Origin of the sequence: Corallococcus sp. 4LFB (genome assembly GCF_046520365.1) — a bacterium.
GTDB classification, from domain to species: Bacteria; Myxococcota; Myxococcia; order Myxococcales; family Myxococcaceae; genus Corallococcus; species Corallococcus caeni.
This window is the reverse complement of sequence record NZ_JBKGHJ010000673.1, coordinates 1-3561: the sequence shown is the minus strand read 5'-3', so window position 1 is coordinate 3561 and position 3561 is coordinate 1. Positions and strand designations below refer to the sequence as shown.

The window sequence follows — 3561 nt, the reverse complement described above, 5'->3', positions numbered from 1 at the left end:
GCATCAGCACGCTGTTCGTGACGTCCGCGCTGTTCAACCAGCTGGTGGCGCAGTCGGCGGAGACGTTCCAGACGGTGCGGCAGCTCCACGTCGGCGGCGACGCCGTGGATCCGGGCGCGGCGCGGGCGGTGCTGGCGCGCGGGGCTCCTGGGAAGTTCGTCAACGCGTACGGCCCCACGGAGAGCACGACGTTCGCGGCGTGGCATCACGTGAAGGAAGTGGCGGAGGGCGCGACGGCGGTGCCCATCGGCAGGCCGCTGTCCAACACGGAGCTGTACGTCCTGGACGCCGAGCTTCAGCCCGTGCCCGTGGGGGTGCTCGGTGAGCTGTACATCGGCGGCGACGGCCTGGCGCTGGGCTACCTGGGCCGGCCGGAGCTGACGGCGGAGAAGTTCGTGCCGCACCCGTTCAGCATGGAGCCTGGTGCGCGGCTGTACCGCACGGGCGACCAGGTGAAGCAGCTGCCGGACGGCAGCGTGGTGTTCCTGGCCCGGCTGGACTCGCAGGTGAAGGTGCGCGGCTTCCGCATCGAGCTGGGCGAGGTGGAGTCCGCGCTGGGCCAGTGCAAGGGCGTGGCCGAGAACACCGTCATCGCGCGCGAGGACTCGCCGGGCATCAAGCGGCTGGTGGCGTACGTGGGCGCTCCGGAGGCGACGCGGCCCACGGTGGACGCGCTGCGCGCGGAGCTGAAGACGCGGCTGCCGGAGTACATGGTGCCCGCGGCGTTCGTGATGCTGGAGTCGCTGCCGCTCACGCCCAACGGCAAGGTGGACCGCAAGGCCCTGCCCGCGCTGCAGGGGGACCGCCAGGACTCCGGCAAGGCCTACGTCGCGCCCCGGACGCCGGAGGAGGAGAAGCTCGCGGCCATCTGGGCGTCGGTGCTGGGCCTGGAGAAGGTGGGCATCCACGACAACTTCTTCGCCCTGGGTGGCGACTCCATCATCAGCATCCAGATCATCTCGCGCGCCAACCAGGCCGGCCTGCGCCTGATGGCGAAGCAGCTCTTCCAGCACCAGACGGTGGCGGAGCTGGCCCAGGTGGCCACGGCGGCGCTCGCGTCGCAGGCGGAGCAGGGCGTGGTGCGCGGCCCGGTGCCGCTCACTCCCATCCAGCACTGGTTCTTCGAGCGGGACATCCCGCAGGCCCACCACTTCAACCAGGCGGTGATGATCGAAGCGCGGCAGCGCGTGGACGCCGGGCTGCTGGAGAAGGCGCTGGCGCGGCTGGTGGAGCACCACGACGCCCTGCGCCTGCGCTACGTGCGCGGCGAGGCCGGCTGGACGCAGGAGAACGCGGGCCTGGAGCAGCCGGTGTCGCTGCGGCGCCTGGACGTCTCCGCGCACGCGGGCGACGAGGAGGCCCAGCGCCGGGCCATCCAGGCCGCCGCGACGGACCTGCACAAGAGCCTGCGCCTGGACGAGGGGCTCCTGCTGCGCGCCCTGCTCGTCGAGCGCGGAGCGGGCCACACCGAGCGCCTGTTGCTCGTCGTGCACCACCTGGCGGTGGACGGCGTGTCGTGGCGCGTGCTGCTGGAGGACCTGAACACCGCCTACACCCAGCTGCGTCGCGGCGTGCCCGTGTCGCTCCCGTCGAAGACGACGTCGTTCCAGGAGTGGGCGCGCAAGCTGGAGGCGCACGCGCGCGGCCCGGCGATGGCGTCGGAGCTGGCGTTCTGGCTGGAGGGGGCCCGGGAGGTCAAACCCCTGCCGGTGGACCATCAGGGTCTCAACACGCTCGCGTCCGCGAACAGCGTGCGCGCGGTGCTGGAGACGGAGGAGACGCGCGCCCTGTTGCAGGAGGTGCCGACCGCGTACCGGGCCCACATCAACGACGTGCTCCTGGCGGCGCTGACGCAGGCCCTGGCCGGCTGGACCGGCGAGCGGCGGGCGCGCATCCACCTGGAGGGCCACGGCCGCGAGGAGCTGTTCGCGGACGCGGACATCTCCCGCACGGTGGGCTGGTTCACGTCCGTCTACCCGGTGCTGCTGGAGGTGCCCGAAGGCGGCACCCCGGGGGATGGCCTGCGCGCGGTGCGCGACACGCTGCGGCGGCTGCCCAACAAGGGCCTGGGCTACGGGCTCGTGCGCTACCTGCGCGACGCGGACGACGCCGCGAAGCTCAAGGCGGTGCCCTCCGCGCAGGTGGCCTTCAACTACCTGGGCCAGTTCGACGCGATGGCGGCCGGCGAGTCGATGTTCGGCCTCGCGAAGGAGCCGGCGGGTCCGGGCCAGGGCGAGGGCGGCCTGCGCACGGCGCTCCTGGAGGTGAACGGCCTGGTCATCAACGGCCGGCTGGAGCTGTCCTGGACGTACAGCGAGGCCGTGCACGCGCGCGCCACGGTGGAGGCGCTGGCGGAGTCGTTCCTCAAGTCCCTGCGCACGCTCATCGCGAACCGCGAGACGCAGGACGCGCGCCGCTACACGCCCGCGGACTTCCCGCTGGCCCGGCTGGACGTGCCGGGGCTCGCGAAGCTGCACGCGGCGTCGCCGGACCTGGAGGACGTGTATCCGCTGTCCCCGCTCCAGCAGGGCATGCTCTTCCACGCGCTCCTGGAGCCCACGTCGGGCATGTACTGCGAGCAGATGGCGTGGAGCTTCCACGGCACCGTCAACCTGCCGGTGATGCGGCGGGCGTGGGAGCTGCTCGTGGAGCGCAACGCCATCCTGCGCACGTCCTTCGTGTGGGACGGCCTGTCGGAGCCGTTGCAGGTGGTGCACGCGTCGGCGGAGCTGCCGTGGCGCGAGCTGGACTGGCGTGGCCTGTCGCAGGCGGAGCAGCAGGACCTGTTCCAGCAGTACCTCGCGGACGACCGTGCGCGAGGCCATGACGTGACGCGCGCGCCGCTCATGCGGCTGACCGTCGTCCGCATGGATGACCACGTGCTGCGCTGCCTGTGGAGCATCCACCACCTGCTGCTGGACGGCTGGAGCATGTCGCTCCTCATCCAGGAGCTGTTCTCGCTCTACCGCGCCCTGGACCAGGGCCAGGCGGTGCCGAGGGAGCGCGCGGTCCCGTACCGCGAGTTCATCGCGTGGCTGCAGCGGCAGGACGGCACGCGGCTGGAGGCGTTCTGGAAGCGGGAGCTCGCGGGCATCCACGCGCCCACGCCGCTGCCGGCGGACGAGCGCGCGGCCCTGGCGCGGACGCAGACGCAGGACCACGCGGAGAAGTCGATCCGCCTGTCGGCCGCTTCGACCACGGCGGTGGACGCCTTCGTGAAGCGCCACCAGCTCACGCTCAACACGCTGGTGCAGGCCGCCTGGGCGCTGGTGCTCGCGCGCCACAGCGGCGAGCAGGACGTGGTGCTGGGCGCCACCGTGTCCGGGCGTCCGTCCGACCTCCCGGGCGTGGAGCGGATGACGGGCCTCTTCATCAACACGCTGCCGGTGCGCGTGCGCGTGCCCGCGCAGGAGCAGATCGTCCCGTGGCTGCGCCAGCTCCAGGCGCAGCAACTGGAGCTGCGTCAGTACGAGCACAGCCCGCTGGTGCGGGTGCAGGGCTACAGCCAGGTGCCGCGAGGCACGCCGCTGTTCCAGAGCCTCTTCGTCTTCGAGAACTACC

Annotated in this window: 1 protein-coding gene; it reads left to right on the top strand. The window is 72.2% G+C overall.

The features are described 5' to 3' along the window. Window positions 1–17 precede the first annotated feature (17 nt). The coding region (locus ACLEQD_RS39290; RefSeq protein ID WP_410391026.1) for a condensation domain-containing protein at window positions 18–3561 on the top strand (3544 nt) is incomplete at its 3' end.